We start from the raw sequence: 2,684 nt of genomic DNA on the forward strand, positions 1-2,684 counted from the left end.
CTTCTCACTTTTGCCTTTTTACTTGTCCCCTGATTTACTGACATGAACCCTGGAAGAAAATACTTCATTACAACAAAAACACCAATATCTAAAACCGGCGAGGAAAGTTTCGGGCAATTAGTATCGCTCGGCTTTGACGTCACCGTCTTTACACCTGCGACCTATCAACGTCGTAGTCTCCAACGACCCTCTAAGGAGACCTCATCTTGAGGCGAGCTTCGCGCTTAGATGCTTTCAGCGCTTATCTCTTCCAGACATAGCTACCCAGCGATGCTCCTGGCGGAACAACTGGTAAACCAGTGGTCTGTCCAACGCGGTCCTCTCGTACTAACGTCAGGCTCTCTCAAGTCTCCTACGCCCACAACAGATAGGGACCGAACTGTCTCACGACGTTCTGAACCCAGCTCGCGTGCCACTTTAATGGGCGAACAGCCCAACCCTTGGGACCTTCTCCAGCCCCAGGATGTGACGAGCCGACATCGAGGTGCCAAACCGCTCCGTCGATATGAGCTCTTGGGAGCGATCAGCCTGTTATCCCCGGAGTACCTTTTATCCTTTGAGCGATGGCCCTTCCATGCGGAACCACCGGATCACTATGCTCTAGTTTCCTACCTGATCGACTTGTTGGTCTCACAGTCAAGCGCGCTTATACCATTATGCTCTGCTGGCGGTTACCAATCGCCATGAGCGCACCTTTAGAAGCCTCCGTTACTCTTTTGGAGGCGACCACCCCAGTCAAACTACCCACCACACACTGTCTCCCGTTAGGGATTAGGCCCCAGGCAAGCAAAGGGACGTATTTCAAGGATGACTCCACGAATCCTGGCGAACCCGCTTCAATGTCTCCGTCCTATCCTACACATCACTTACCCAGAACCAATGTGAAGTTGCAGTAAAGGTTCACGGGGTCTTTCCGTCCCGTTGCGGGTAAGCGGCATCTTCACCGCTACTACAATTTCACCGAGCTCGTGGCTGAGACAGTGCCCAGATCGTTGCACCATTCGTGCAGGTCGGAACTTACCCGACAAGGAATTTCGCTACCTTAGGACCGTTATAGTTACGGCCGCCGTTTACCGGGGCTTCGATTCAATGCTTCTACCCGAAAGTATAACATCCCCTCTTAACCTTCCGGCACCGGGCAGGTGTCAGGCCATATACATCATCTTGCGATTTAGCATAGCCCTGTGTTTTTGATAAACAGTCGCCTGGGCCTTTTCACTGCGGCTGACTTGCGCCAGCGCCCCTTCTCCCGAAGTTACGGGGCCATTTTGCCTAGTTCCTTAGCCACGAATCACTCGAGCGCCTCAGGATTCTCTCCTTGACTACCTGTGTCGGTTTACGGTACGGGTTCTCTTGACCTGATGCTTAGAGGTTTTTCTCGGAAGCCCTTAGGACCACTATCCGATTGCCCGAAGGCTCTCGGTACTGTCGGGTTTCAGCTCAACTCACGGATTTACCTATGAATCTCAACACTTACGCCCTTTAACGTACTATTCCGTCAGTACGCGGGTCTTTCATCACTTCGTCACCCCATCGCAGTCAAGAGAAGTATCGGAATATTAACCGATGGTCCATCGACTTCGCCGTTCGGCTTTGCCTTAGGTCCCGACTAACCCTGATCCGATTAGCGTTGATCAGGAAACCTTAGTCTATCGGCGGGCAGGTTTCTCACCTGCCTTATCGTTACTTATGCCTACATTTGCTTTTCCGGACGCTCCAGCATACCTCGCAGTACACCTTCAGCGCTGACCGGAATGCTCCCCTACCACTGTAAATAAATTTACAATCCATAGCTTCGGTGGTATGTTTAATGCCCGATTATTATCCACGCCCGACCGCTCGACTAGTGAGCTGTTACGCACTCTTTAAATGAATGGCTGCTTCCAAGCCAACATCCTAGCTGTCTAAGCAATCAGACCTCGTTTGTTCAACTTAACATACACTTGGGGACCTTAGCTGATGGTCCGGGTTCTTTCCCTCTCGGACACGGACCTTAGCACCCGCGCCCTCACTCCTGGTGAGCATCTTGCAGCATTCGGAGTTTGTCTGGAGTTGATAGGCGGTGAAGCCCTCGCATCCAATCAGTAGCTCTACCTCTGCAAGACTCGTAACCAAGGCTGCACCTAAATGCATTTCGGGGAGTACGAGCTATTTCCAAGTTTGATTGGCCTTTCACCCCTACCCACAACTCATCCAAAGACTTTTCAACGTCTCCTGGTTCGGTCCTCCATCCCGTGTTACCGGGACTTCAACCTGGTCATGGGTAGATCACATGGTTTCGCGTCTACCCCCACTGACTATAGCGCCCTATTCAGACTCGCTTTCGCTTCGGCTCCGTGGCTGAACCACTTAACCTTGCCAGTGAGGAGTAACTCGTAGGCTCATTATGCAAAAGGCACGCCGTCACACCATAAAGATGCTCCGACCGCTTGTAGGCGTACGGTTTCAGGTACTTTTTCACTCCCCTGTTCGGGGTGCTTTTCACCTTTCCCTCACGGTACTGGTTCACTATCGGTCTCTCAGTAGTATTTAGCCTTACCAGATGGTCCTGGCAAATTCAGACAGGATTTCACGTGTCCCGCCCTACTCAGGATACTGCTAACTCCGCAAACTTTACATGTACAGGACTTTCACCTCCTACGGTGTGACTTTCCAGAACACTTCCATTTCCGTTTACTTCATAT

1 rRNA gene is annotated in these 2,684 nt (G+C 51.4%); it reads right to left on the bottom strand.

The features are described from left to right. Positions 1-97: 97 nt before the first annotated feature. A 23S ribosomal RNA gene (locus T426_RS25635) occupies positions 98-2,684 on the bottom strand; the annotation flags it as partial.

This window comes from Prolixibacter bellariivorans ATCC BAA-1284 (assembly GCF_000621705.1).
GTDB lineage: Bacteria > Bacteroidota > Bacteroidia > Bacteroidales > Prolixibacteraceae > Prolixibacter > Prolixibacter bellariivorans.